The sequence below is a fragment of the Mameliella sp. AT18 genome, assembly GCF_028807275.1.
Taxonomy (GTDB): Bacteria; Pseudomonadota; Alphaproteobacteria; order Rhodobacterales; family Rhodobacteraceae; genus Antarctobacter; species Antarctobacter albus.
In genome coordinates, this window is record NZ_JARAMO010000303.1 from 1 (window position 1) to 25,646 (window position 25,646).

Genomic DNA, 25,646 nt, shown 5'->3' on the forward strand with positions numbered 1-25,646 from the left:
GGAGCGGCACAAATCCGTGACAGGTCCAATCTGCCCTGATGGCGTCTCCCCTGATGGGAACCGCACCTGAACAAAAAACTCCGGTGAACTTCCGTCTGTAATCAAATCGATCTGAGAAATCTGCCCAGCCATATCAAACCTCGCTTCGCGTAGATTGTTAACCAACCGAAGCTATGGAGCCACAAGACAGCTCCTATCAAGAGATTTTTAACGATCTCACCGAAAAGCAGGGGGACAGAACAACTTGGAGGCGACACCCACAATCAGGAAGAGATCCGGCAGCCGAGCGGGGAAACTCGGAGTTGCACGGAGATCCAGCCGCCTACGAATCACCCACGATTGATGAAATTCTCTACAAACAAGAAGATGTTTCTATTTGTAATGATTAATGCCCGTGAAATGACGGTCGCCGGAACTTTCTGAAAAATGCAGACCTTTCGCTACTACGGAATCGAACTCATGAGGACAGAAGCCAAGCCAGAAATGCCAAGACTGCCCCAAAAGCCATTGCTAGAAGAGAAAGAACAGAGCCAACTTCACGCTCATCGTTTGTCAGGTCACGCTTATCCCTGTATTCGACGTACTTCACATAAAGACCAATAAGTATCGACGAAACTGAAAAAACAGCTAGAACAATTATCGCCGCCATTTTCATTTTTCCGCCTCTTTTGCTTGGCGCCAAGAGCCTCCTGTTCTACATCAGCGAGATGTACGCGCGTACAAACAACGGACAGGCACATGACGAAAAGCAAGGATACTCGGGGCTGCGGTACCACCCACGTATTGTCTCGTCAAGACTTGCGGACTTCATTATGAGCGTCGGGAACACGCGCTTCTATTTCGCGAGAAACTTCAGATTTGGCCTTGATCAATGCTTCAGCACTAGCTGTGAAGCCATTCTCCGAAGCGAACTGACGTAAGTCGTGCAGAACATCGATCATCCATGCTACCTGGGTCATATTTTCCCTTACCGTTTGAAGTTACCCCCATTCGATGTCTGTTTTCACCGACTTTGGTTAACCTCAAGTTAACACGGCTCCTGCACCGAGAATTTGTGGCAAAGGTCAAGATCATCGTAGTCTGCGACACAGCTCGATCCAAACACCGCGTAACGTGTTTTGGAACGTCTGGTCTCGTCGTCCGGAGCGAAGCTACATATCAATTTTGTTCGAGCGTCAGGCTACTGTTCGTTACAACCAGTCCCCTCCAACACGCACCGCACGCCCCGAATCCGGTCGTTCGCCAGTTCCAGCGCCTCGACGTGATCCGCCAGGACCAATCCCACGTCCGTCAGGACCTCGACCCGTCGCGCCGGCACCTCGACCGGTGTCAGCAGATCCTCGGGCACATCGGGCACGACGAAAACGGTTTCAGTCCGTGGCGGGCTGCAGGCCGTCAAGGCCAAGGCGATGCAGGTGATCGCGGAACCAGTCGGGAATCGGCTCATCGTGCCCTCCGGCAATCAGGGCCTCGCGCAGGCGATCGTACCTGGCTGCGCGGACGCGCTCTCGTTTCTGGATGTCGCGGGCAATGGCGACTGCGATCCGGTCGGCCTCGATCTTCCGTTCAAGGGCCTCGACAGAGGCGGACAGGCGGACGTTCTCACCCGCCAGCCGCCCGGTCGCCCGCATTTCCCGCACCAGCAGCCCGGCAAGCGTCAGGGCCACCCCCAGCGCCGCGATGAGCGCCCAGCGGATCACGGCAGCCAATCCCGACCTTCGACCTTGAACCCGGGGCAGGCCTTGGGCGCATGGTCGTTGTGCCCCGTGACCCGCTGCAGATCCGTGAAGTTGGCCAGTTCCGCCAGGTAGCTTTTCAACGCCGCGCGTTGCGCCTCGGTGTAGTAGTCCGCAAAGGTGGCGCCGGGCCGCAGGACGTTGGGCACCATGCGCGCGGGGATCAGGCAGATCCCGATGGTGCCCCGGTTGCGCTCGCGCACATGCGCGCCAATCTCGGTGATCGAGCGCAGGTACTTGGTGTCCCACAGCACCGTCCCGTCCGTCCGGATGATCCGGTGATAGCCGATCTTGCGCCAGCGGTGCGGGAGTCCCTCGACATGCCAGCGCCAGAAGGCGTCCAGCACATCCTTGTCGCTCTTGCCGTCATCCCAGCCCCCCGGCGTGGCCGAGGTGTGCAGGATCGCTTCGCGCACCGGGTATCGGGCACGTCCCTGGTAGATCATCGGTCTGTCCTCCTACAGGAAAATCAGGGCCAGCAGTGCCGCGATCACGACACCCCAGGCCCAGGCGCGCAGCTCTTCGCGCGCGTGACGGTTCAGGCGGGGCTTGCGGTCGGGGCTCATTTCGACTTGCCCAGGCGCGCGGCCTGCGTCTCCATCAGGGCCACCAGCATCTTGGCGATCGACATGCCCGCCAGCCCGGCGAGAAAGCCCGCGGTGGGCGCCAGCTCGGCTTCGGTGCCCTGCAGTTTCAGGCCCACCAGGCGCAGACCGGCCAGCACCACCGGGCCAAGGAATTGCGCCGCCAACGCTCCCGCCGCGACCGCCACAATGCCGTCGCGCAGCCGCCGCCGCTCCTGCATCAGCCAGCGATAGAGGCCCCCGGCTGCGCCCGCGATGACCGCGCGCCCCGTCTCGCCCGCAAGCCATGTCAGCACGGCCCCCGAGAGGATCCGCGCCTGGTCAAGTAGTGTCTGGTCCGGCATGTCGCCCTCCCGGTCTGGTGGTGAATGATCCGATTGGCGCGCCCGATCAGGTCGCGATCAGCCCGTGGGCGCGCAGAGCCGCAAGAACCGCCTCAAATTTCGCCTCCAGCTCGGCGCTGTATTCCAGCAATTCGGCGTTCGTCGGGCTGGCGGCATCGGCGATGGTCAGCGACCCGTCCGGCGTGGGCAGCGTGCCGCTGCTGGCGGTGACACCCAGATCTGTGATGGCTGCCTGCTGCGCGCCCACAACCTGCGTTCCGCCGACACGATATGCCGTCTTGTCGGGAACCTCGCCGGGATAGCCCTGCCGGGGGTCATGCCCGATGGCCGAATGGAGATCGACGTTCAGGTTGCAGACCTGCAGCACCTCGTCGCCGTCCAGGACGCGATCCCAGACGGCCAACTCATCCAGGATGACGGTCGAGTTTTGCCCGCCGTTCAGCAGCCAATCCGTGTATCCCGATGCGGAGAGCGCCGCCGGAACGGCTTGGGTGTACGTGTTGAGGACCGTTCCGTTCGGCCCGTAGACGGTGAACAGCGTCGCGCTGGCGTCGTAGCTCAGGACGAACCATTGCGGCGCATCCAGGTAGCTGGAGTTCATCCCCCCGAGGTCTTTCGAGTCGACGACGCCGCCGTTGTCCTGGGTGCGCAGGCGCAGGTAGGCGGGACGCGGCGACAGGTCCAGGCTGGACGTCGACACGCTGTCCTCGATGGTAAAGGCCAGGTGGTTGCCGTTCGTGGTGTTGTAGGCGAGGAACGCCACGGTCCAGTCGGCGGTCCAGTCGAACGTGACGTCGTTGACTGTCCAGCCACCGCCCGCGCCATCGCCCTTGATGCCCGACCGGAACTTGGTCTCGGTGGCGTCCGTGCTCTTGGTGCCGCTGCCTGTCTTCTCGGCTGCCACGCCCGAGATCGGGCAATGGAAGGTGTCCGACCCGATGTCGCGGAAGGACCAGGCGCGCTGCAGGCCGGAGACCGGGAAGCCGGTCACCGGGATCATGAAATCATGATGCGCGTGCCCGACCCAGGAGACGACACGCCCCTTGCCGCTGGTGGCGATCCGGCCCGTGTTCATCTGGCAAGCGATTATCAGCGTACCGCAGTCCACCTGGACCTCTGGCCCGCCCGGGTTGCTGTTTTCAAACCAGGGCGCGCCCTCGATCGTGAACTGAGCGCGCGGGGCGCCCTTGTCGGTTTCGTCCCCGTCCATGTGCAGCCCGAAACTGGAATGCCCGCCGCACTGGCCGCCCTCGAAGATGATCCGGTTTCCGATCATCTGGCCGCCGCCGATGTGGATGCCTTTCGCGCAATTGGTGATCGACCCGACGCCAAGCGTGCAGGCCTGCATGAAGGGCGCCGCCTCATTCGCCGGCGTCGGCAAGTCGATCTGCACGCCCGGCCCCAGGCAGTCGTCCGCCGCCATGTTCTCGGTGATGACATACTGCGTGGCGCTGTTGCCGCTGGCGCCGACATAGACGCCGGTCCAGTCAAAGCCCAAGGCCCCGCCCCCTGCAAACAGGTTCCGCATCCGGCCATGCCGAAAATCCGCGATCTGGAATGGCGTGAACTGCTGGTAAAACGCATCACCCGGATCCGCATAGACAGCGAAGCCGGAGAACTCGCACAGGTTGCTCTGGTCCCCGCTGGCGCCCAGCTTGACGATCACACCCGCATGACCTGGGATGAGGCGCACGCCGCGCAGGGTGCCGCCGCCGCTGCCCCGCTGGGACAGGCTTTCAATACCGACCCACCGCACCTTGTCACCGGGAGAGAACACGCCGTCGATCAGGTAGCCGTCGCCGCCGTCCGTGACGTAGATCACCCCGCCCCCGCGCGCCTCGATTGCATCGTTAGCGGATTGGAACAGCGCCAGGTCGCTGGTGGACCCGTCATTGTTCGGCGCCCATGCATCGAAGTGCCAGGCCCCACCGACCCGCCCCACATAAAGCTTGTCGCCGCCCGCGGTGGTCAGGTGGTGGTCCGTCGCACCGGACGCGGCCACGGTATAGTGGAACCCGGTCTTGGTCTGGATCGTCTGGCCCTCGGTCAGGCTGTCCGTGCTGGCCTTCACCGCCGCAGGGGTGGCATAGACCCAATCCGGCTGTTTGGCGGAAATCGCATCCGTGACCGTCGAAAGCGGGTACGTCCCAAGCGCGGACGCGGCGCCGCCGTCATTCAGGTAAAGCGTGAAGCCGCTCGCACCGAAGACCGAAAACCCGTCGCCGTCATCGGTCGCCGCAAGGCCTGCCGTGGTGTCGGCATAGGGCGGGTATCCGACAGATACGGCAGAGACCACGCTCCCGATGATGCTGTCCATTGCCGCCTCGAAGGCGGAGCGCTCGACCACGTTGTCCGTGACCGGGAGAGTGAACGTCATGTCATGACCCTCTTCAGGAAATTGTCAGGGAGTAGGGGCCGCTCGGCGTCCCGAGAACCGCGCCCGCGTCGTCCAGCGGCGCAACGTAGAAATCCGCCGCGCCCGCGCCGGTCGTCGCCGTCACCGTGAAGCCCAGGTCATCATCGACGGCGGTCGCCGTGCCGATCAGGCTGGCATCGGTGAAGGCGCCGCCGTTGGCGGCCCGGTAGATCGCAACCTGCGTCAGGTTTTCGGAGGCCGGAGCCACGCCGGTAAAACTCACCTCGCCCGCCGTGGCGACATCGCTTTCGAGGCTGAACAGCGTTTCCGGCTCGTCATCGACCGACCAGTCGTACATGGCCTCCGTATGCTCCTCCAGGGCCATCGGACAGCGCATCGCGGCACCGCCTTCTTCGCGCAGGAAGATGGCCGGGTCGGTGCTGGTGACACGCATCACGCCGTCCATGTCCTCCAGCCCCGGCAGATCCACCGTGACGTTGGACCAGGGCACGCACTTTATCGCGTCCGAAGGCGCCTCAAGGGTCAGCACCTTCTGGGCTGCGCGCCGGGCCGCCTCGATCTTCTGCACCCGGGCCGCGCGGGTCGCGCTGTCGATCAGGCTTCCGTCAAGACTGGCGTCCGCGCCGCCCCCGCTGGCCACCGCCAGGGGCGGCAGGCTGTCCTGTTCGAAACCGTTGTCGGGGTTGGTGAAGTTGGCCTGCATCGCGGTCGGCACGTTGCGGGACAGTTTCATGTTCGAGAAGGACAGGACCCGCCCGTCCAGGACCTTGGACAGCGTGTAGACCGGCGCGGTCCAGGCGCCCGGCGCGTAGCCGATGCGCCCGCCAATATCGACCAGCCGCCCACCGCCCGCGCGGGCCAATGGCTCGATCTGCGAGAAGATCTCGCTGTTGGTCCATTGGATCGTGCCCGCGACCTCGTACCGGGCCTCTGTCCCACCACGCTTCAGGGCCACCGCCTCATCGGCAATGTCGGCGCCGTCCTCGAAACTGGCCGTGTCGATCTGCGACCGGCTGAATGGTGCAACCGGGTTATTCAGCAACGCATCCAGCGTGATCAGGGCCTGGTTCTTGGAAAACTTCCAGGTAGACGGGTCGTCAGGGTCCTGCGTGCCGTCGCGCGGATCCCAGACCTTGCTGGTGTCCATCAGCACCTCGATCGACGGCGCCGCGCGCGGCATGGACGGCCAGCGCCTGTAATACTTCTCGTTGTCGTCGCCCAGGTCCAGCCGATACCAGAGGACGGTCAGGCCCTCGCCGCCGTCGTTCTCCGTGAACACACTGCCTGCCTCGGACAGGATGCGGTCGGGCGGGCTGGTCTGGTCCCCTTTCCCGATCCAGATCCGGAAGAAGTCGAAACCGCCGGGATCGCCCTCGAAGCCGACGAAAGGGTCGGGCTGCGGCGCAAAGCCTTCGCCGGTGAAGTCGTAGACGTCGCCCTGCGTGTATTGGTTGCTGTCTCCCCAAGGCTCCGATGCAGCGGGGGACGGGCGACTGTCCGTGTATGTGAAAATCTCCCCGCCCGCGCTGGGGCGGTTGTTCAGGATCATGCAGCCATACACCTGGCGGGTGACCTTGTAAGGGCGCAGCGGCGACCCGACCACCAGCGACCGACCATAGGTTGTCCGGTTGACCACGAGGCGCCGCGCGACCTCAAGCGCCCGGCGCATACTCGGCTGGTCCGGCAGGCGCGCCTGCGCCGCCGCAGAGGCCACCAGCGCGCCAAGTCCAAGCTTGATAGCCGCGCCGCCGACAGTGGCGACAATGATGCCCGATGAAAGGGCCACGCCGGAGGATGCCCCCGCCGCAAGCAATGCGCCAGACAGTGCCGTTGCCATCAGACCCTCCAACTGGCGGCAACCCGCCCGACTGAGACAAGCCCGGTTTCGGATTTCATCCACCACACCCCGGGCGCGCCGCAGAATGCCAGCCCGCCCCCGGTCAGGGGCACGTCCTCGGGGGCGACAAAGCCGATCTCCCCCGGCGCGCCCTGCCCTGGCAGAAGGCCAGCCGCCGCCGCCTGGTCCTGCGCCATGCGCTCGAACCCGCCGCGCGCGCGGATCACCCGCAGGGCGCCCCGCAGGCTGTCATAGGTGCCCCGGATGCCCCGCATGGGGTCCACGCCATGCACGGCCCGGAACGCGTCAGAGGCGGCAAGGCAGCAGTCCACAACGCCCCAGGCAAAGGGGCGGGCGAAGATCGGCAGGACCTGCATCATCTCAACAGCCCCCCGTCCCGGCCAAAGGCCTCGGCCCCCGCCGCGTGGCGCAAAAGCGTATCGTCTGGATAGTCAACCGATCGGCTTTCGCGGGTGATGTAGCCGACACCAACAGACCGCTGTGACGGGCCGGTGCGGACCTGTATCTTGAGCGCCCGCACCTGCCCCGCTTTGGTGGCCTCGATCATCTGCGCCCGACCATCGACGACGCCCGAGAAGAACAGGACCGGATCCCCCACCAGCGCCACGCCTTCGCGCGTCGTGTAGGCGCCAAGGTAGATCTCGACCGCGGCGCCGCGCGCATCGGCGCTCAGGTGGTCCGTCAGATCGGCCGGCACGCCCACCAGGGTCAGTTCGGCGATCCGCTGGGCCATGCCCTCGGATTGCTCGGGCAGTTGCATGGCCGCGATCCTCTGGACGCCCAGCCATGTCTGCCCATCCCAGGACAGCGGTCCCCGCCCGCCGTGCGCGTAGACCGGATCGCCTGGCCAGTCGATGAAGGCCAGGAACGCCGGGTGAAAGAACCGCTTGGACACCTCGGCATAAAGCGCGCTGCCAATCGTCAGCTCCACGGGTTCACCTCCGTAAATCCGCCCGGCACCTCGTCCGCGAAGACCTGCCGGAATGCCCAGGTCACCGTCCAGTCGCCGGAAATCGTCTGTTGCATGGGCGGCATGTCCGTCACCTCGAAGACCGCCGTTTCGCTGGTGCCGACACTGACGCGGTTGCCGCTGTAGCCGGTGCTGGGTGCCTCGATCAGGCGCACGGTCACGTCGCCATTCGCGTCGGTTGTGCCCTCGCTCATGACCATGATCGTCTCGCCGGTCGTGTCCGCCACCGCGTCGTAGATCGTCAGGAAATCGCCGGGCCGCACGCAGAGCCTGGAGGAAGGAAGCCCGGAGAGCGCGATGGTCGCGAACCCCTCACTGTCCGTCCCGGTCGTGCCGGTGACATAGGCGCCGTCGAGCCAGACCACCTGCGACCCGCCATCGGCCCAGGGGATGACCGCGCCCCCGTCCGCCCAGGTGATCACCTCGCCGCGCCGCAGGGCGGCAAGGTCGTGGTCATCGAGCCAGAAGTTGACCGGCCAGGAATAGAGGCGCACCAGGTTCTCGCCACCGTTCAGCAGGCGGCGCAACACCTGCATGTAGCCCGCACCGGATCGGCCCCGGCCAAGCGCGGAAACCCGCGCCCGCGCCACGATCCGGCGCGGACCAGATGTCGTGACATAGCGGCCACCGTCGAGAAGGGACCGCGAGACCGCCACCGGATCTTCCACGTCCCATTGCCAGCCGGTGATCGCCACCGGCGGGAAGGCATAGACATTGGTCAAAGCGGCGTCTCGCTGTTGGTGATCTTCACGGCGGAAACCGCCATACCGGGCACGTCGGCGCGCAGGCGGCGGATCTCGGCGCGCAGGCTCATGGCGATCTCGTCCCCGACGCCCTGCTGTGCGCCGCGTGCGTCGATGTTGAAGGTCATCGGGCCACCACCCAGGGCGTGGTTCGGAATGATCCGGGCAGGACCAACCACCGGCTCCGGCCCAGCCTCGCCCGCGATCCCCCACTGACCGGCGCCCAGCACCCCACCGTCCGCGAAGAAACCCTTGAACCCGCCGAAGATCTCGCCCAGCAAACCGCCGCCGCCGCCGAAGCCCTGGAACAGGAACCCGGCCAGGCTGGTCAGGATCGAGTTGATCCCGCTCGAAACCCATTGCGAGGCGATCTGCCGGAAGGCGCCCCTGACCGCCTCGCCCATCGACTGGGCCGAACTCGCGGCCTGCCCCATCGCATTCGACAGGGTGCCGATTGCGCTCTCGACACCGCTGGGCAGTTTCGCCTTGCCGCTGACCTCTTCGAACGCCTTGGCGGCGGCTTCGGCGGCGCGGCCCGCCGCGTCTGCCGCCTCCGGGGCCTTTTCGTCGATCCCGATCCGCACCCCGTCCATCAGGAACCGGCCAAATTCCATGAAGCGCTTGGAGGGTGACTCGACCCGGGCCTCTTTCTTGGCGACACCGAACAGGCTGTTGACCGCGGCCCGGACGCTTTCCTGCACCTCGCCGATCTTCTCCGCGATCCCGGCGGGGATCCCCATGATCAGGTCGCGGCCCAGCTTCTTCGCCGCCTCGACCACGCCGGTTGCCGCGGCCTTGATCTCGGCCACGATGTCCGCCGCGAACCCGGACATCGCATCGCCGATCTTGTGCAGCCAGGTTTCGATCCCGGCCTTGATCCATTCCACGATCAACTTGCCCTGCCGGACCATGTCCGGGCCGTTCTCGGTCACCACGTTGTAGATCTGGGTCAGGCCATCGCGGATCCGTGACGCGCCCCCCAGCGTGAAGAGATCGAGGTTCGCGATCGCGCTCTCGATCGCGGCAGACACGATGCCCTTGAGGCCTTCGAAGACGCTCGCGAAGTCGCCCTTGACCAGCCCGTCATAAACCTTGATCCCCGACGTCAGCGCCGCCTCGGTCGCCCCCAGCATCCGCTTGATGGCATCCGCCCAGCCCTCGCCGATCTTGAGGCCCGCCGCGCCGACCTTCTCCAGCGCGCTTGCCGTGGCCGGGTAGTCCCGCTGGATCTCGTCCCAGTTCGCCACGACATAGGCCGCCGCCCCGGCCACCGCCGCCAGCCCCACGACCACCAGTCCGATCGGCGTGGCCAGCGCGGCAAGGCCCGTCGCCACGAACCCCAACCCAAGGGCCAGCGGCCCGGCGGCAGCGGCAAAGGCCGCGACACCCGCGACGATGGCCTGCGTGCGCGGTTCCAGCCGCGAGAACTTTGCCGCCCAATCCGCCAGCGTCTCGGCGATGCTCTTCAGAACCGGCGCCAGCGCGACCGCAAGCTGGTTGCCCAGGCCGCGCGACACCAGCCCCAGCGCGGAAATCGCGTCGTTGGCCTCTTCGATCCGGTCGGCCTCCAGCTCGGTCACCGTGACGCCGAATTTCTCCATCTCCTCGGCCGCCGCCGCGATCGTCGCCGGATCCAGCCGCCCGGCGACCAGCCCGGCCCGCGACCCGAAGATGGCCGTGGCGACCGCCGCACGTTCCGCCGCCGGCACGTTGTCCTCGATCGCCTTGTTGATCTTGAGGATCTTCTGGTCGAGATCCATGTCCGCCAGGTCGGACACGCTGATCCCCAGCCGGTCCAGCGCCTTGGCCGCCGGCCCGCCCCCTGCCGCCGCCTCGGAAAGGCGCTTGGTCAACTGGCGGCTGATCTGTTCCAGCTCGCCCGTCGAGATCCCCGCCCGGTCCGCCGCCCGCGTCAGGATCTGGATCGACCTGGTCGATGTCCCGAGGCTCTGCGCCATCTTGCTCTGGGCATCGACCGTCGCCAGCGAGGACTTGACCGCGGCACCGGCAATGCCCACCAGCGGCAGGGTCACCCGCGTTGTCAGCTTGCGCCCGACGCGGCCCATGCTGTCGGCCGCCGCGCTCAGGGAACGCTGCAGCCCGCCCATGCTCGCCTTGGCGCGCTTGGTCCCCTTGTCGAAGGCCGCGCTGTCGAGCGACAGCAGGGCGCGCAGAACGCCGATTTCAATCGCCATGATGTGCTCCTGCCATCGCCTTCATCCAGGCGCGCGCGTAGACGACATCCGCCTCGGTCGAGGCCGGACGCTCCGGCACGCCGGGATCCTCCGGCATCTTCTCTGGTTTATGAACGGCATAGGCGTTCCAGCTTGCCGCCAGCCAGGCCATGCGCTGGTCGCGGCGCTGGCCGCCCGCGAAGATCACCTGCATCTCGCGCAGGCTCCACTGTCCGAAGCTGGCCGGGTCCTCGCCGGCCAGCCTCCAGTTCTCGAAAAGGGCGGCCCAGTCTATCCGGCCTGACCCGCCCCCGTCGCGTTTCCCGATGCGTCGTCATCCTGGGCGGCTTCGGGAAAGGCCAACTCAGAGGCCTTGCCAATCGCCAGGCCCGCCGCGTCGAACCCCAGCATGTCGATCAGCTCCACGGCCTCTTCCTGCGTGGCACCGGCACCGTCGTTCATGACCTCGGCCATGACCGCCACGAAATCGCGGACGCTGGGATCTCCCTGCAAGTCCTCCAGTAACTTGGAAATCGAGACGCCGCGCGTGGATTCCAGGCGCATCATGGCGCCGGTGCCCAGTTTCAGGCTGTAGGTCTTGCCGCCAACCTCGACGTGATGAGAGGAAATCATGATCAGCTCCCCTTCGTGAAGGTCGGCTGGCCGGTGATCCGGATCCCCAGCGCCATGCCGATGATCGCGCCGACGTCATTGGTTTCCAGCTTCGGGTTGACGAAGCCGGTGAAGCTGAACACGTCGCCCGTGCTCTGCCCTGTTTCCAGCGGCATGGTGGTCTGGAAGTAGATCAGCGTCCCGTTCATCAGGTAGCCATGCGCGGCGTCGTAGCCATCGCTGGAATAGCCGCAGGGGATCTCGATCGCACCGGCGTCCATCAGGCCCTGGATGTATTCACGGAACTTGCCCGGGCTCTGCAGATGCGTGGCATCCAGGTATTCCGGTTCGACCACCGGCACCGCCAGCCCCTTGCATTCGGGAATGTCGGTGTAGGTGTTGCCATCGGTGCCCCACTTGCTGGTGGCCCCTTTGACAATGCGCTGCTTGGTCGCCATAGCGATCTCCTTTGTTCAGCGATGTGTGATTGCCGGGCGCCCGGCGTCAGTCCCGGTAGGTCACCGAGAAGGTCAGCGAGACGCGCTGCAAGAGCTGCGCGTCGCCTTCGAATCCGTCGCGGATCGCCTCAAGGAACACACCCTGGACTGGCCCGCCGGCGTAATCCTCCAGGGTGGCGCAGACCTCTTTCCGCGCCGCGTCCGCCTCGGCAAATGTCTTGCCGTAGCAGTCCACCTGCAGCCGCCCAAGCATCAGGCCCGGGCCTTGCAGGGTCATGTCCCGCAGACCGCCCACGCGGTAGACCGAGGCCCGCGGCGTCGAGACGCCACGCCCCATGTTCCCCCAGGCCACCGGAAAGGACAGCGCCGCGTCCAGAAGGGCCTGCAGGTGTTCTTCCATCAGTCGTCACCCTCGGGAACGAGGCGAAACCCGTGGTGCCTGGCCGCGCGTTCCAGGCTGTTGAGGCTCAGCAAGGGATGCGCGACAATATCCACCGCTTCGACAAGGACATCCATTTCTGCCACCACCAGATCTTCAGGGGCCATTCGGATCGTCACCGCCAGAACCCCTTCGATCGGTGTGCCCTCTGTCGTCTCGATCTGCGGGCCGGGCCGCACGCCTTCCTGCTTGATACGGATCATCATTTCCCCTTTGCCGCCTTCTTCGCGCGCCGCGCCAGCGTCTTGGCGATCTCGTCCCAGATCCGCGCGCCCAGCCCTTCCAGCAGGCCCAGGCTGTGGGCATCCCACGCGGGCTGCAGCATCGGCTGGGGCGAGACGGCGCCGACAAACTTGCCGCTTTCGTGGCTGCGCGGACCGGTGCCGAACTCGATCAGGTGGGCATGAGGTGCGCCGACAGCCGGGGCCTTGTTCGCCCCCACGAACATGTTGACGATCGAGGCCCCGGTGAGCGCCTTGCTGTCGCCCTTCTGCGAGCGCGAGACCTTCGGGCTGATCCGGAACACATCGTCATCGCTCCCGGGCCAGAGCGCGTTCGCCATGTTCGCGATCGGCGTCAGTTCTTTCTTCATCGCGCGGCGCACAACGCTCTTGGCCGTGCCGCGCGGCAGATCCGCGAGGGCCCTTTCAATCTCGCGGAACCCATCGACCTTCATCTTGACCGACACGGCGCAGACCCTCCGGTTATGCCGACCGGCCGATGATCGCGACCTGGTAGGTCGCCGCCGCGCCCGCGCTATTGGCGATCCGCAGCTCGTCCTCACTGCCGCCGGTGACCGCGCCGATCCCGGCAGCATCCCCCGCACCGATGGCAAGGAACCCGCCGGGCTTGATCGGACCGATGGTCGGGGATGTCCCGCCAAGGAACCCCTCGAAAGCATTGGTCGCGCCGCCGACGGTCAGGTCCGTAGTGTTCGCGCTGCCACTGCGCGGCGCGTTGATGATGAAGATCGCAACCACCTCCGCCATGTTGACCGAGTTGCCGAAGACGTCGGTCAGCGCCCCCGACAGGTCGAGATCGTCGTTGGCCCCGTCCGCAACGGGGCGCTCGTCCATCCACAGCACATCCGCCTGGTTGGCCCCGGTTCCATCCGCCAGCGCCTGGGCGAGTTGCATCAGCGGCGTGAAGGACACGCTGCCGAAATCGCTTTCACCGGTCTGGGTCGCTTCCAGCCGGACCCGCAGTTCTGCCTTGAGTGTCATCGCACTTCCTTTCGATGCTCAGCCTTGTTTCGCCAGCGGCCCCTCGGCCACCAGCCAGATCCAGTTGCGATCCGTGATCCTGTCCACGTCCCGCACGTTATAGGCATCGCCGCGCCGGACATCTCGCATCCGCCAGGCCTCGGTCAGCCCGTCCAGGTCGGAACAGGCGGGCACGCGCACCTTGAAAGTCCGCACCGCCGCCTCGCGCGCCGCACGCACCACCTCGGCCCCGCCCATGTGGCGCATCTCGGCATCGCAGCGGAACCGCTCTGCCCAGTCCGGGGTCTTGCCGCCGTAGCCATCATCCGTGCCAGCGGGTTCGTCGAAGGCCACGCGCTGCGACAGGGCCGCGCCGCCCCGGCGCGAGAGCTTCACAGCATCACCCGGTAGCGCGCGAGCATGGCCGAGATCCCGAAGGGAATTTCCTGCGCCTGCCCGGCGCTGACCGCGCCCCGGTTCTCGTACCAATAGGCCGCCAGCAGGCTCATGGCCTGTCGCAGTCCGTCGTCCACGGAGGCCCCATCCGCCGCCCCTGCGGTGATCGCGACGCGCACCGGGAACATGCGCGCGCCCAACCCGGGCAGCGTCACGCCGGCATTCCAGGCCACGACCGGACGCGCCGCCGGGCCGCTCTCGATGATCTCGAACGCCTCGGCGCCCAGCGTCTGTTCCACGTCATCGGCGTCGAACCAGGTGATCTCGATCGAGCCGACAGGCTCGACCGGAAGGACGATCCGGTCGGGCCAGTTCTCCAGCTCCAACCGCCAGACCTGGTTGACGATGGCCCGGCCAAGGATCCCGCCCGGGCCATCGAGATAGCGGGTGACCGCACCGATCAGCCCCTCGATCATGGCATCATGGTCGCCGTGATGGAGGGACAGGACCGCCTTGACGTCATCGACCCCGATGGCGGGTTCGGACGGCTCGGTCACAAGGGTCAGCCGCATGCCCGTCAACCCGCCTGCAGCTCTGTCCAGACGGCATCACGCTCATCGGCGCTGACCGGCGCGGCCCCCTCGGGCATCAGCCGGTTGATGGCATCGACATCGGGCTTGCCGGACTTGGTGTAGTCCCCCTCATCCACCTGCTCGATAGCATCGGCCACCGCCTCGCGGCGCAGCTGCGCGGCGTCCGCCTCGGCCGCCGCTTGTGCATCCGCCGCCTCTTGCAAGGCAGTCGCCATTTCGGGATCCACCGCGAACCCCTGCCTGATCAGCGCATCGGCTTCGGCCTCCGGGAAACCAGCCCGTTCGCCGGACTGGTACATGCGGTAGGTCTTCACGAAACGAACCACCTTCATTGCGGCAAGCGGTCCATGCCCGCATAAACCAGGACCGCCGAAAGCGCGGCGGTGTCGGTGTTGGCGGCGCTGAGACCCGGGGTCAGGTCAACCCGGTTGTAGCGCCCGCCCGCGATGGTCTTCAGGTCGACCTCCAGGCACCCCGTCTCGGTGCTGCCACCGGAGCCGCCGGTGGCGACCACGACGCTACCGGTCTTCAACGTGGCCGCGTCGGCGAGATCGGATTCGTCGCCCTCCTGGACCGTGTAGTCGATGGTCAGGGTCTCCCCCTCCGCCAGCGTGGCGGTGTAGGGCACGGCCAGCACGGCGGTCGAGGGATGACCCATCGCGGCCCGGTCGAAGATCGTGCCCTCGACCTCGGTGTCATCGCCGGACCCGCCGGCGGTCGCGGCGATGTTGGCGACGGTGCGAACCACCGAAATCAGGGCGCCGATTTGGCGAAGTTGCATGCTCATGTCGTTTCTCCAGAAATGAAAAACGGGCCGCTTGGCCCGCTCGTTTCGGTCAGGGGATCAGGGCCGGATCAGGCGCCCCAGGTGACGCCCGTCAGCCAGGCCACGGCGGGCAGGTGACGCAAGCCGATGTCATGCTGCATGATCATCCGCAGCAGCGTCTCGTCGCGCGAGAAAGCCGCCTGCATGGTGCCATTGGCATCCTTGTAGGCCGCCTCGGTCGACATGGCGATCTCGATGCCCATGTGCTCACCGATGATGACATGCGACGGATGCACAAGCCCGATTTCCGATTCCGTGCCGCCGCCCAGGTTGTCCGGGATCTCGGTCGTGACGTGGACTGGCTTCTTGCGCAGCATGCCCTCGCTCATCTCCGGGAAAGCCTTGTTGCCATTCCCGTCACGCAGGTTGGTCAGGTACTGTTCCGTGCGCGGCGACATGACCCAGTGCGCGCCGCGGTGGCTGACATTGGCATTGCCCAGGGCCAGTTCCAGGCGGCCCAGGTCATTGGTCACCTTCTGCAGGTCGGGCGAGGCGGTCATGGTCAGGATATGCGTGGTCGCATAGTTCGTGCCCACCACCTGGAAGCGGAGGCCCTTCGGCGCGTATTCCGTGCCCGCACCGCGCAGGAAATACCGGTCCTGGATCTGCGCGGCGTCCTCGACCGCGTCGTCGCGGATCAGCCGGTCAACCGCCGTGGACGCGGTCCGCAGCAGGTCGTTCGACATCGGGATGATGCCGCGCAGCTTCTTGGCCGACAGCCGCACCTGGCCGAAGGTGACGCCGGTGGCCGGCGCGTCGGTCTGTTCGCCCCCGTAGTCGAAGGTCGCCCCGGTCGCGCGGCGGTTCATGGTCATGTTGCCGTTGGGCAGCGGCACCGTGCGCGGGTTCATGGCGCTGACGACGCTGCGCGGGCGCAGCAGTTCGATGACTTCCGAGGACACGTCCTCGGGCACAAGGAAACCACCCTCGGCCCCGGAGCCCATCGACTGGTTGGCAAAGAGACCGCTGTCACCGTTGGCCTCGGCGATCTGCTGGGCGACATAGGGAATGCCGCCCGCCGCCGCGACGGTCCGCGCCATGCGGGCAAAGGCAAGCCCGGGTTCGCGCGCCTGCGCGGGGGTCGTGGCCCCCTGCCCGGCGCCATTGCCACCGGGCAGCGGCTGCGCCGGCTGCGCGCTGGCCGCGCGGCGGCGTTCCAGGTCTTCCAGCCGGGACAGTTCCGCCGCCAACTTGTCATCCTCGTCCTTCAGGGCGTCCAGCTTCGCCTGCTGCTCATCGCTCCAGTCGTCCCCGCCTTCGGCCGGTTCGGAGGCAAGAAGCGCCTCCATCTGTTCGAGAAGCTCCGCACGGCGGTTTCTCAGTTCAAGGATACGATCCATCACTGGCTCCTTTCTGCGGCGCGCCGCCGCGTTTCAATATCGGCAGCGGCCCTCGCACGCCGCCCCGGTCGTGTGGCCCGGGTGCGCCCGGTGTCCTGCCCAAGTTCCGCCTCCAGCGTGCCGATCCGGTCCGCCATACCCGCAGAGATCGCCCCGGCCGCATCGACCATCGCGCCCCGCCCGAAGTCCGCGCGAACCCGCGCCGCGCTGACCCCGCGCCCCGCGGCGACGTCATCGACAAAGACGCTTTCGATCGCATCGACCTGTGTCTGGATCGCGGCACGGCCTTCCTCGGTGCTGGGGTCCGGGCGCTTCAACGGCGCCCCGCTGCTGACGATCTCGTAGCCGCGACGGCCATTCCCGTCCGGCGCCTCCTGCCGGGTCGTGGAGGCGATCACGCCGATCGAGCCCACGGCCGCAGACCGGTCCATGACGATCGCGCCCGCCTGGCTTGCCAGCCAGTAGGCCGCCGAGGCCGCAAAGCCGGTGACAAAGGCGGTGATCGGCTTGGGCGAGGCGCGCAGGGTTTCCGCCGCCTCGCCAAGGCCAGAGACGACACCCCCGGGGCTGTCCACCAGCATGACGATCCGCTCGACATCCTCGTTGGCCCAGGCCACGCGCATGTCGCGCATGATCGTCGCCAGGTCCGTTCCCCCGGTCGAGGCCCCGACCATCGAGGCGCGCGGGAAGATCGTCCCGATCATCGGCACCACGGCCACGTTGCCGCGCAGCATCGAGATCGACGCACCTTCCATTGGCCGCCCCATCGCTGCTACCGCCATGCGGGCCTGTTCCAGGTGGGCCTCGTGCCCGTCCCCGGCGACGCGGGCCAGCACATCCTCGTCGAAGGCGCGGACAGCGATCGCCTCGATCGCCTCAAGGTATTCGGGCATGATCGCCCAGGGCTGGGCGCGGATTGCCGCGACCAGCGCATTCAGGTCATTCGTCACTGTCGCCTCCTTGCGCCGCGGCGCCTGCGATTTCCATGTTCGACGGGCGCCAGTAATCCGTGCCCGCCGGTCCCGCGATGTCGCCCAGGTTTTCCTTGGCCCGCAGTTCGTTGCCGTTCAGCATCCCCATCTGGCGCTGTTGCCAGTAGGCCTCCATCCGGCTCTTGAGATCGCCCCGGACCAGCGCGTCGGTCAGGTGTTCGTAGTAGAACCCGGGACGGGCAAAAGCCTTGGTGATCGCCTGTGCAATCCGCGTGTAATGCGGGCCGAGGTGATAGATCACGAACTCAAGGCTCTGCTGTTCGATGTTCGAAAAGGTCGACCGCGACAGGTCGAAGATCAGGTGCGGCGGCACACCCCAGATCCGCGCCAGGTCGACCACCTGGAACTGGCGGGTTTCCAGGAACTGGCTGGCCTTCATGTCATGGCTCAGGAACTGCGCTTTCAGGTCCTGGTCCAGGACCGCGACGCGGCTTCCGTCATGTCCGGCGTGCAGCCGTTCCCAATCCGTCCGGATCCGCACCTTGTCTTCCGGCCCGACCTTTTGCTCGGTCGTCAGCACCGTCGAGGGCTTGCCACCCTTCGACCAGAACCGGGCCGCGTGCTCGCTGGTCGCGATCGAGGCGCCCAGGGCATCGCGCGCATAGCGCACCGGGTTCAGACCGTTCACCCCGTCGCGGCTGAACCCGGGGATGTGCAGGATGTCCCGCGCCGGAAATCGCTCGCGCGTGCCATCCGGCAGGGTCGCATCGTAGAACAGCGTCTTGCCATCCATCCGGTCGAAATGCTCGGCGATACTCACCGTGCCCGGCGTCAACCGGGTCAGCGCCCGTTCGCGCCCGGCCGGACCCCGGCTGACATAGGCGAAGAAACCGCCCGACAACATCAGGTCCGCCATCAGCAGTTCCATGAAGGAAAACGGCGTCTGGTGGCTGTTGGGGGCCGTGCGGAACAGTTGCGCCTCGGCGCGCTGGTCCGCTGCTTCTCGCCCGCCCTCACCCCGGCGATAGTAGTGCAGCGGCGTCATCGCAAAGACACCGGTCAGGATCCGCAGCGCCTGCAGCGTGGCCGGGATCGACAGGGCCGTCCGTTCCGACACGGCCACGCCCGCCCGCGAGGGCGCGCCACCGGTGACGAACCCGTTCTGCCACTGGGTTCCGCTCTGCACGTTCTGCGAGGCGCTGACTGGCGGTTCGGCGCGCATCGAGGCCGCCGGCGCAGGGCGCCCGCGGAAAAGGTCCATCAGTCCCAAACTCACATCCCCGTGTATTCGAAGTCCTTGGAACCGGCCGCGACTGGGTTCCAGTTCATCAGCATGACGGCGTCAAAGAGCGCCATCAGCGGGTCGATCTTGGCCGATCCCGACTTGGCCTTGGTCACGATGACAGCGTTTCCGCGCGTCTCGACCTTGGCGTTGCCCACGCACCAACGCATCAACTGCTGGCCGCAATGCACCAGCGATCCGTTCTTCAGCTTGACCGGCGCGCCCTTGATCGCGGCGTTCAGCTTGTAGCCCTGGCTGATCGACCGGATGTCCTCGATCTCGAACTCGGCTTCGATCAGCGCGTCGATGATCGACCCGACCCCCTCCGGGTCCATGCCGATCCCGTCCTCATCGGGAAACAGGCCCGCGTCCCGGACCCGCTTGCAGACATCCACGATCTCGGGGATCGCCTCGTCTTCGAGGTTGTCGACGAGTGTCAACTGCTTCTGTTTCTCCAGGTCCTGCAGCTCGGGCGCGATCTCCTTGCGCAGTTCGAGAACACCGCGATCCGCCCAGGCCTTGCCCCAGTGTTGCCAGCACTTGCTGTCGGCGTGGCGGCCCAGCACCGCCACGCCCAGGAGGTCATCGAGACCGCCACCGTCGACGCCGATGACCACCACTTCGGACGAGGCAAGGATCTTGTCGAGCGTCAGCCCGGACTGTGCGGCGCCTTCCCAGTAATCGGCCCCGACCCAGCGTTCCGAGTGCAACCCCAGCCCGATCTCGATGTTCAGGTGCTGGCTCATCCAGATCTGCTCCGCCTCCGGCGAAACCGACCCGTTGTTGGCATAGTCATCCAGCAGGCGCTGCCTGCTGATCGACCGTCCCAGGTTCGGCAGCAGCATCGGCCAGTTTTTCTGGTCCCGCCAGAACGCGTCGGTCTTCTGCAGCTCCTGCGGAAACTCGTAGAGCACCGGCAGCATTATCGGACGCGGCCCCGCCTGACCGTCGCGGATCGCCCGCGCCTTCAACAGCTCCGCCTTCCAAATCCCGGCCGGTTCCTTGTCAGACTGCGTGGTGATCATCATCACCTGGCCGCCGGTCTGGGTAATCCCCCCGCCCCGGATCTGCTGCATGACCTGCAAGGCGCCGTTCTTTTTTCCCAGCTCGTGCAGCTCGTCGATGATCGTCAGCATCGGGATTTCCCCGGTGACGATCGAAGTATCAAAGGTCTTCACTGTAACCTTGGTGCCGGTCTCACGCCGGGTGATCGTCCGATTCCAGTTCTGGACGGCGAAAGCCTCTGACAGCAACGGGTCCATCCGGACCATCTTTTCCGCCTGCTCGAAACAGCGGTTCGAGATATTCTGCGATGGGCCGATGACCAGCATCTGACCGTTGCGCGCCGAGGTGCAGTAGAGAGCGGTCAGAGCAAGCGCGGCGGTGTAAGTCGTCTTCGAGTTCTTCTTCGGCACCATCGTCAGGCATTCCCAGACCAGGCGCTCCTTCGTCTCCGGATCCTCGCTGGCCAGGAAGGCCGCAAGAATGTCGCGAAACCACTCCCCACAGGCTTCGCTCAACGGTGTGCCCGCCGCTTCGCCGTCCGGCAGTTTCAGCCGGTTGAAGAACCACAACACGTCAGCGGCCTTGTCCTCGTTGACCGGCACCTCCGCCATCGGCGTCTCACCAGCCTGGATCTTCTCCCACCAGTCCGGACAGGCGAAGCGGGGAGGCGCGTCGACGTTCATTCCTCGACCAGATCGGCTAGAATTTGCTCCCAAGCCAAAGCAACAATACTTTCGCAATCAAGAGGATGGTTGGGCACACGTAGTTTCACGGATCGTGACAACGGTCCCGGTACACGGACGATAAAAACTCGACCTCTTGCCAGACCAAGATCGAAACCCACTGTTTCGACTCTGTGACGCATCGCAACGCCGATTGATTTGATCATAGTGAACAACAGGATGCACAGCACTTGGTTCTGGCTCAGGCCAGCAGAATGCACACCGCGTTGAAATGAGGTCTCTATGGCTCCTGCTTCCCGCGCGTCGCGATATGCGATTTTAATTGAATTCTGAGGTGTCCCGGTCACCACGGACAGCAAGTTGAAACATCTCTTTCTGGAGATCGTTTTTTTCCTGGTCGTTGCGAGACAATTTTGACGCCATCCGGGCGCCAATACATCCTTGATTTCGTCTACTGATCTTGGGTGGCCAAACGTCGGCTCAATGTGTCCGGGCACGTTGAGCCTCCGCCCTCAGTCGATCCTCGGCGCTCTTCGCGTTCTCAGCCGAGAGTTCCTTCTTGCCCTTCTTCTCGGGTTTGGCCTGGCGCGGCCTGTCCCCCAGCGCCGCATCCGCCAGGGCGCGGTCGTTCTTCTCGATCAGCTTGTCCAGCAACCGATCCGCGCCGACATTGCCCTGCTCGGCTGCCTGCCAAAGCCTCTCCATCCGCCGGGCGTTCATCTGGTCCCGCGCGACCTCGCGCACTTGCAACTCGGATCTAAAATGCCGCTTCAAGGTCGGAACCGAAATTGGCTTTCCCGTCCGGGGGTCTAGGATACACCCGGCAATCCGCTCGTTGTTCCAGCCCATTGCCAGCAACATACTGACTTTGTGCGCATTTTCTTCTGTGCGCTCGAAAGGCGGGCGGCCCTTCTTCCGAGGCGTCAGATACCGCGTGTTGCCGAAGAGATCGACAACCGTCAGATTTTCGTCCTCAGTCAAAAAAAATCTCCGAATGTAGGGGCTGCCGGTTTCCGATTATTGGCCGCTGGAGGGATTTTACCCCCCCTCCCCTGACAGCTTCTCCGCCGCGATCGCATCCGCGTCCGGCCAAAGCCTTTTCTCGATCGCATCGCACTTGGCATGACAGCCGCGACAGATCAGTTGCAGGTTCGCGGGGTCATCGACCAGGTCAGGCCGAAGTCGCCACGGGCGCAGATGATCGACAACCGCCGACCGACTGGATGAACGTCCCCGCAAAGTCGGGTCCAAACCGATCCGGCACATCCGGCACAACCCGCGCTGTGCCACGACCAGGTCTTTCGCGAACCGATCCCGTTTCGCCGACCCGCGACGCCCGGCGAAGGGATGAGGCACAGCAGGGTTTCGCACCGGACCCGTCGCAACCGGTCCCGCAGACGTGCCACCCAACCGCGACCGAGGACGCTGCAAGCGCGACGGCAACCCACGTCCCTGCAGCTTGCCCACGGCCACCTCCAACGCAAAGCGCCCGGTGACCTCTCGGCCCCGGGCGCATTTCGTGATGATGACATAGTGGTAAGATTCGGCGCGCCTTTGTGTCAAGCCACATTTTGCGGTCGAACCAGATCATACCCCCGCATCCTGTCCAATGCGGCGCGCAAAGCCTCCTGCAAAAGGCACTTCACCCGCTGGTTCCGCCCCCAGCCGTGCGCCTCCAGCACCTGGGAGATCGTCGCACCACCAAGACAGACCTGATCCACCAGCGCCCGAACCCGGATCGCCGATCGCATCCCGCCTTTCGACGGGCGCACCGCATCCTTGGCCAGCCCGTCACCGATCCGCCGATGCAGCGCCGCCAATCGCATCATGTCCCGCGCCACCGCTTCGGACAGGCCACCGCCACCGCCCCCGACCGTCTCGACCGAAGAACATTTGACGCCGGAAGATGCGACCCGCTCGGTCAGGGCCGCATAGTCCCGGGCCGCTGCCACCTGCCCAGGCGTGAAGGGCGGCTCGAACACGGGTTCAACGAACTTGGGCGGGCGGAACCGGACAGGCTTTTCTCCGCGCGAAACCCGCGCCGCGTCCAGCGCCTCGTGCCGCGCGCGGGCCTTGGCCACCACGTCGGGATGCGCCTTGCGCGCGGCCTCGACCACGCGCGGCCAGCCACGCCGGGCCTGCTCTTCCATCACGTCGAAGGCATCGCCAACCCGCAGCCGATCGAACCCGACCGGAGATGCGCGGCGGTCCCGCGGTCCGCTGGCGGTCATCACCGTCTCGCGCGGGACCTCGGCAATGCAGGGGCCGCGCGCCGGGGCGGCGGCGATATGCGGGCTGACCCGTCCGGGCAAACCCGCCGCATCGGCCCGTGCCCGGGTGCGGGCATCCGCTTCGGCAAGGCGCGCGCGCCCGCCACCGTTCCAGGGCCAATCCAGCCGCGCCACGCCGAAGGGCGAGACGTAGATAACCTCCGGCAACCGGTCGGACAGCTTGGGTTTCGTGCTCATGTCGGTCCTCAATTCCATATTTCGTCTCTTCTTTTGGCTTTGAAGCAAGATGTTGATTTCAGGGAGGCAGGTATGGGGCAGCCGGGGCAGAACGCACCAAGACGGGGCAGAACTTCCCGCAGGAAGCGGAACCGGCAAGGCGCTGAAAACACCGGCCAAATCGAGGCGGCGGGGCACGCGGGGCAGATGGGGCGCAAAATTTCACCTTACACACGAGCAACACCACCCCCGGACCCCCGCAGTCTCGCGCGTGTGTGTAACCCGCAAAAAGCTGCCCCAAGCGCCCCACCTGCCCCAAGAAGGCATCAACGCCTTGATCCGGCGGGATTTCCCATGATCGCCCGCGCGCCAAGACATGCCCCGTTCGGGGCAGAATTCGGGACTTCTGCCCCGAATTTTCGGATTGGAGGATGCAGGGGTGCGGGGTGCGGGCGGCGCTCTGGCGGCTCACACCCCGCGCGGTCATGGCGTTTGACCCGTGTCAGGCGGCAGAGTGCGCAGCCAGGCGTTGACCTCGCGCGCCGGGATCTCGCAGGGGGACCGGCGCACCGGCGCGGCCCTTCGGGACATTTGTCGGCGATCCCACTCCGCCGATCGCGCTTGCTGCAGCCAGGCGCGGCGTTCGACGTTGGTCGACAATCCGGATGTCGGGATGTTGCCACACGCCTGGGCCTGCAGGATCATGTCCTCCAGCTCGGCCTTGCGCGCGGCCGTCGTCGGCGCCAGCAGCCAGTAATCCTTGGGCAAGCTCATGTGCCCCAATCCTCGCCCGCGCCGGAACCGCCGCTGCCCTTGCGGATCAGGGGCAGGCCCTTGGCATCGCGCGGGGCATCGTCCAGCCGGGCCCGCATGTCCTTGGTCAGGCGGATCCCGGAATAGCCCCAGGTCCCGTTCTTCTTGTGCCGGGTATAGGTCTTGCCCGTCGCCGGGTGCATGTACTTGCCCGACCGCTCTTTCAGCTTGCGCTGCAGGTTCCCGGGCTGCCAGGCGTGGCTGGTGTTCTCCAGCAGGTAGAGATAGCAGGCCTCGACCAGCTCGCGCGCGGGCAGGAAATCACCGCCGCCGTCGATCTCGCACCCCGTCGCCAGGAAGTCGCCCAGCGGGTCGCTGTCCTTGCGGTAATCCTCGGTCGCCTGGACCACCTGCGCCGGTTCCTGCAGACCGCCTTCGAGGTAATCCAGCAGACCTGCGATCATCCAGTTCAGGATCCCCGATCGCTCTTCCGAGAACAGCGCATCGCCCAGCTTCTCGTCCCGCTCGCCCTCCGGGATCTGCACATCGAAGGGGCACAGCAGCGGCCGGCGCCAGATCCCGTCATCGGTGCCGCGGATCTCCAGCTTGTGGTTGCCGGTGAAAGTCAGTTTGAAATAGGGCGTGAAGGCGACAAAGTCGGAATGCAGGTTGCGCACCAGCATTTCATCACCGCCGGTCATTTCCTTGACCTTCTGTTCCTGCAGGCGCTCACCCTCTTCGGGCTCGTTGGTGATGGCCGCGCGCGCGCCGATCAGGCGCATCAGGTCGGGCGTCGCGTCCGATCCGGACTTGCGGTTCTTGCCCGTCAGGCTCTCGATCCGGACCATCGTGGCATAGTCGCCCATCATCCGGCGCATCAGGTTGGTCAGCAGCGATTTGCCGTTGGCGCCCATGCCGTAGCAATAGAGGAACTTCTGCACCGGCAAGGCCGTCATCGACAGGCCGAACCAGCGCTGCAGGAAGGCCCGCATTTCCGGATCGGGCTGCACGCGCGCCAGGAACTTGTCGAACCGGGGACAGGTGGCCGCCGGATTGTATTCCGCCGGCATCATCTTGGTGATGTATTGCGCCCGGTTCCGGCCGGGGATCGTGACCTCGCGCGCATGGGGCAGCACGGCCAGCTCTGCCTGTTTGCCGCCGCCCTCTTCGCGCATGTCGACCACGGTAAAGTGCAACAGGCCGCTTGCGGTGTTCACGGTCAGCGGGTCGGCGTCCAGGTCCTCGACGTCGCGGTGCAGGCTGGTGACCGCCTCGGTCAGCATGTTCTTGATCGCGTTGGAATTGCCCGCCGACTTGGCAAAGGTCAGGTGCCGCTGGCGGCTGCTGCCCTTGCCCCAGAGCGCGCCGTTCAGCGCATCCTTTTCTTCCAGCAGCTTGCCGCGCCGTTCCAGCCGGTCCTCTTCGCTCATCCGGTCGTTCGGGTGCTCAAGGTCGCGCAGCTCGGCGCGCACGTCGCCCAGCCGGTCCAGCTTGCGCTGTTCGGCCTCTTTCAACTGCAGGTGCGGGATCTCTTTCGTGATCCGGTCGTGGATGGTCTGGGCATGGCGCCGCACGGCGATCCCGTCCGGGTCCAGCTTCCAGCGCTTCTCGTCCCAGATGTGCCAGCCGACGCGGGGCACGTAGAGCGCCTCACCCCCGCAGTAGAGCGCGAAGCGCAACCCGTTCCCGGTGTCATTGAGGGGCAAGAGCGCCCCTTCGGCCTCGGGCGGCGGCGGATCATCCGGGCCACCCATGTCATGGGGCGGCCCCGGCGGGGGCATATCACCGGGACCGCCCATCTCCTCCGTTGCCGCCCAATCCTCGGGCGGGGTCACGTCCTCGGCTGCGTCCAGAGTGGCGCGCACGTCCTCGATGCCTGTCATGACTGCCTC

33 protein-coding genes are annotated in these 25,646 nt (G+C 65.8%); all 33 read right to left on the reverse strand.

Annotated elements, in window-relative coordinates; all coding sequences use genetic code 11:
• Positions 1-457 precede the first annotated feature (457 nt).
• The 33 genes from PVW46_RS24620 to PVW46_RS24775 all read right to left on the reverse strand — a co-directional run bounded on the left by PVW46_RS24620 (position 458) and on the right by PVW46_RS24775 (position 25,637).
• Positions 458-655 carry a hypothetical protein gene (locus PVW46_RS24620; protein ID WP_133066342.1) on the reverse strand — a complete coding sequence of 66 codons (198 nt, stop codon included), beginning with the start codon at positions 653-655 and terminating at the stop codon, positions 458-460.
• Positions 656-791: 136 nt separating this feature from the next.
• A complete protein-coding gene (locus tag PVW46_RS24625) occupies positions 792-941 on the reverse strand; it encodes a hypothetical protein (RefSeq protein ID WP_157903758.1) in 150 nt (49 codons plus the stop codon).
• 239 nt (positions 942-1,180) lie between these two features.
• Positions 1,181-1,357, reverse strand: a complete 177-nt coding sequence (locus PVW46_RS24630; RefSeq protein ID WP_274578083.1) for a hypothetical protein — start codon at positions 1,355-1,357, stop codon at positions 1,181-1,183.
• A 13-nt stretch (positions 1,358-1,370) separates the two neighbouring features.
• Positions 1,371-1,709: a hypothetical protein gene (locus PVW46_RS24635; RefSeq protein WP_274578084.1), complete on the reverse strand. Its 339-nt coding sequence runs from the start codon at positions 1,707-1,709 to the stop codon at positions 1,371-1,373.
• Positions 1,697-2,182, reverse strand: a complete 486-nt coding sequence (locus PVW46_RS24640) for an N-acetylmuramoyl-L-alanine amidase (protein ID WP_274578085.1) — start codon at positions 2,180-2,182, stop codon at positions 1,697-1,699. The genes PVW46_RS24635 and PVW46_RS24640 overlap by 13 nt, the downstream gene beginning before the upstream one ends.
• 116 nt (positions 2,183-2,298) lie before the next feature.
• Positions 2,299-2,664 carry a hypothetical protein gene (locus PVW46_RS24645; RefSeq protein ID WP_088669158.1) on the reverse strand — a complete coding sequence of 122 codons (366 nt, stop codon included), beginning with the start codon at positions 2,662-2,664 and terminating at the stop codon, positions 2,299-2,301.
• 46 nt (positions 2,665-2,710) lie between these two features.
• A complete protein-coding gene (locus PVW46_RS24650; protein WP_274578086.1) occupies positions 2,711-5,041 on the reverse strand; it encodes a hypothetical protein in 2,331 nt (776 codons plus the stop codon).
• 13 nt (positions 5,042-5,054) lie between these two features.
• On the reverse strand, positions 5,055-6,878 hold the full coding sequence (locus PVW46_RS24655) for a phage tail protein (RefSeq protein ID WP_274578087.1): 1,824 nt from the start codon (positions 6,876-6,878) through the stop codon (positions 5,055-5,057).
• The gene (locus PVW46_RS24660; protein ID WP_222512605.1) at positions 6,878-7,258 is read right to left on the reverse strand and encodes a DUF6950 family protein; all 381 of its coding nucleotides are present in this window, start codon (positions 7,256-7,258) and stop codon (positions 6,878-6,880) included. Before PVW46_RS24660 ends, PVW46_RS24655 begins: the two co-directional genes overlap by 1 nt.
• Entirely contained in the window at positions 7,255-7,830 is a 576-nt protein-coding gene (locus tag PVW46_RS24665; protein WP_222512604.1) for a hypothetical protein, read from the reverse strand. The genes PVW46_RS24660 and PVW46_RS24665 overlap by 4 nt, the downstream gene beginning before the upstream one ends.
• Positions 7,821-8,591 (reverse strand): hypothetical protein, encoded by a 771-nt coding sequence (locus PVW46_RS24670; RefSeq protein WP_222512603.1) that lies wholly within the window; start codon positions 8,589-8,591, stop codon positions 7,821-7,823. Before PVW46_RS24670 ends, PVW46_RS24665 begins: the two co-directional genes overlap by 10 nt.
• Positions 8,588-10,807 (reverse strand): phage tail family protein, encoded by a 2,220-nt coding sequence (locus tag PVW46_RS24675; RefSeq protein WP_274578088.1) that lies wholly within the window; start codon positions 10,805-10,807, stop codon positions 8,588-8,590. Before PVW46_RS24675 ends, PVW46_RS24670 begins: the two co-directional genes overlap by 4 nt.
• Positions 10,797-11,000 (reverse strand): hypothetical protein, encoded by a 204-nt coding sequence (locus PVW46_RS24680; protein ID WP_088672349.1) that lies wholly within the window; start codon positions 10,998-11,000, stop codon positions 10,797-10,799. The genes PVW46_RS24675 and PVW46_RS24680 overlap by 11 nt, the downstream gene beginning before the upstream one ends.
• 77 nt (positions 11,001-11,077) lie before the next feature.
• Entirely contained in the window at positions 11,078-11,419 is a 342-nt protein-coding gene (locus tag PVW46_RS24685) for a hypothetical protein (protein WP_222512601.1), read from the reverse strand.
• 2 nt (positions 11,420-11,421) lie between these two features.
• Positions 11,422-11,856, reverse strand: a complete 435-nt coding sequence (locus PVW46_RS24690; protein WP_088672351.1) for a phage tail protein — start codon at positions 11,854-11,856, stop codon at positions 11,422-11,424.
• Positions 11,857-11,902: 46 nt separating this feature from the next.
• Positions 11,903-12,256 (reverse strand): DUF3168 domain-containing protein, encoded by a 354-nt coding sequence (locus tag PVW46_RS24695; protein ID WP_088672352.1) that lies wholly within the window; start codon positions 12,254-12,256, stop codon positions 11,903-11,905.
• Positions 12,256-12,501: a hypothetical protein gene (locus tag PVW46_RS24700; protein ID WP_274578093.1), complete on the reverse strand. Its 246-nt coding sequence runs from the start codon at positions 12,499-12,501 to the stop codon at positions 12,256-12,258. The genes PVW46_RS24695 and PVW46_RS24700 overlap by 1 nt, the downstream gene beginning before the upstream one ends.
• Positions 12,498-12,971 (reverse strand): HK97 gp10 family phage protein, encoded by a 474-nt coding sequence (locus tag PVW46_RS24705; protein WP_274578095.1) that lies wholly within the window; start codon positions 12,969-12,971, stop codon positions 12,498-12,500. The genes PVW46_RS24700 and PVW46_RS24705 overlap by 4 nt, the downstream gene beginning before the upstream one ends.
• A 28-nt stretch (positions 12,972-12,999) precedes the next feature.
• Positions 13,000-13,518 (reverse strand): hypothetical protein, encoded by a 519-nt coding sequence (locus PVW46_RS24710; protein ID WP_274578096.1) that lies wholly within the window; start codon positions 13,516-13,518, stop codon positions 13,000-13,002.
• A gap of 18 nt (positions 13,519-13,536) precedes the next feature.
• Complete coding sequence (locus PVW46_RS24715) at positions 13,537-13,893, reverse strand: phage head closure protein (RefSeq protein ID WP_274578097.1); 357 nt, start codon at positions 13,891-13,893, stop codon at positions 13,537-13,539.
• Positions 13,890-14,465 (reverse strand): head-tail connector protein, encoded by a 576-nt coding sequence (locus PVW46_RS24720; protein ID WP_222512598.1) that lies wholly within the window; start codon positions 14,463-14,465, stop codon positions 13,890-13,892. Before PVW46_RS24720 ends, PVW46_RS24715 begins: the two co-directional genes overlap by 4 nt.
• A gap of 5 nt (positions 14,466-14,470) precedes the next feature.
• Positions 14,471-14,800, reverse strand: coding sequence for a hypothetical protein (locus PVW46_RS24725; RefSeq protein ID WP_222512597.1), 330 nt, complete (start codon positions 14,798-14,800; stop codon positions 14,471-14,473).
• Positions 14,801-14,814: 14 nt separating this feature from the next.
• Positions 14,815-15,273: a hypothetical protein gene (locus PVW46_RS24730; protein ID WP_274578098.1), complete on the reverse strand. Its 459-nt coding sequence runs from the start codon at positions 15,271-15,273 to the stop codon at positions 14,815-14,817.
• A gap of 68 nt (positions 15,274-15,341) precedes the next feature.
• A complete protein-coding gene (locus PVW46_RS24735; protein ID WP_274578099.1) occupies positions 15,342-16,652 on the reverse strand; it encodes a phage major capsid protein in 1,311 nt (436 codons plus the stop codon).
• Positions 16,652-17,602 (reverse strand): S49 family peptidase, encoded by a 951-nt coding sequence (locus tag PVW46_RS24740; protein ID WP_274578100.1) that lies wholly within the window; start codon positions 17,600-17,602, stop codon positions 16,652-16,654. The genes PVW46_RS24735 and PVW46_RS24740 overlap by 1 nt, the downstream gene beginning before the upstream one ends.
• Positions 17,592-18,845 carry a phage portal protein gene (locus PVW46_RS24745; RefSeq protein WP_274578101.1) on the reverse strand — a complete coding sequence of 418 codons (1,254 nt, stop codon included), beginning with the start codon at positions 18,843-18,845 and terminating at the stop codon, positions 17,592-17,594. Before PVW46_RS24745 ends, PVW46_RS24740 begins: the two co-directional genes overlap by 11 nt.
• Positions 18,846-18,856: 11 nt before the next feature.
• Complete coding sequence (locus tag PVW46_RS24750; protein WP_274578103.1) at positions 18,857-20,554, reverse strand: terminase TerL endonuclease subunit; 1,698 nt, start codon at positions 20,552-20,554, stop codon at positions 18,857-18,859.
• Complete coding sequence (locus PVW46_RS24755; RefSeq protein ID WP_274578104.1) at positions 20,551-21,051, reverse strand: hypothetical protein; 501 nt, start codon at positions 21,049-21,051, stop codon at positions 20,551-20,553. Before PVW46_RS24755 ends, PVW46_RS24750 begins: the two co-directional genes overlap by 4 nt.
• Positions 21,035-21,535, reverse strand: coding sequence for a hypothetical protein (locus tag PVW46_RS24760; RefSeq protein WP_274578105.1), 501 nt, complete (start codon positions 21,533-21,535; stop codon positions 21,035-21,037). Before PVW46_RS24760 ends, PVW46_RS24755 begins: the two co-directional genes overlap by 17 nt.
• 57 nt (positions 21,536-21,592) lie before the next feature.
• The gene (locus PVW46_RS28835) at positions 21,593-21,820 is read right to left on the reverse strand and encodes an HNH endonuclease signature motif containing protein (protein ID WP_390624869.1); all 228 of its coding nucleotides are present in this window, start codon (positions 21,818-21,820) and stop codon (positions 21,593-21,595) included.
• Positions 21,821-22,113: 293 nt separating this feature from the next.
• Positions 22,114-23,022, reverse strand: a complete 909-nt coding sequence (locus PVW46_RS24765) for a hypothetical protein (RefSeq protein WP_222512590.1) — start codon at positions 23,020-23,022, stop codon at positions 22,114-22,116.
• Between the two features lie 462 nt (positions 23,023-23,484).
• Positions 23,485-23,775 (reverse strand): hypothetical protein, encoded by a 291-nt coding sequence (locus PVW46_RS24770; RefSeq protein ID WP_222512589.1) that lies wholly within the window; start codon positions 23,773-23,775, stop codon positions 23,485-23,487.
• A complete protein-coding gene (locus tag PVW46_RS24775; RefSeq protein WP_274578107.1) occupies positions 23,772-25,637 on the reverse strand; it encodes a DNA primase family protein in 1,866 nt (621 codons plus the stop codon). The genes PVW46_RS24770 and PVW46_RS24775 overlap by 4 nt, the downstream gene beginning before the upstream one ends.
• Between the last annotated feature and the right edge of the window lie 9 nt (positions 25,638-25,646).